The sequence below is a fragment of the Ochrobactrum sp. SFR4 genome, from assembly GCF_019730395.1.
Lineage (GTDB): Bacteria > Pseudomonadota > Alphaproteobacteria > Rhizobiales > Rhizobiaceae > Pseudochrobactrum.
In genome coordinates this window covers 1-365 of sequence record NZ_JAAPBB010000353.1, presented here as the reverse complement: position 1 = coordinate 365, position 365 = coordinate 1, and the positions used below count along the sequence as shown (strand labels likewise).

Annotated in this window: 1 pseudogene; it reads right to left on the bottom strand. The window is 46.0% G+C overall.

The features are described from left to right. A pseudogene (locus HBA93_RS19335) lies at nucleotides 1–365 on the bottom strand (hypothetical protein); the annotation flags it as partial.

Sequence of the window (365 nt, the reverse complement as noted above, 5' to 3'; positions counted from 1 at the left end):
GCCGCGAGATGTAGATCAACACGATGGCGATCTGAATCTTTGGATGCTTAAAGAATGCTGCCAGAGCACATAAACTCAGAGTGACGGATGCGTGAAGCAGCAGAGTGGAGCTGATATTACCTCCGGCAACAATGGCTTTGGAAATATCGATAATCCAGGTCAGGGCCAGAAGCGTAAAAAACCAATACCGGCGCTGAATGAAAAAATCCTGATAGCCTTTATATTCTGCAATATCGTCAGGAAATAACAGTGCGGTCATCAAAAACAGCGTAATCGCATAACCAATCTGGAATGCAAATGCGACGAAAGTCCATTCAACGTCTTTGCCGAGCCGGACACCCCACCACCAGAACAAAATAAGTTCC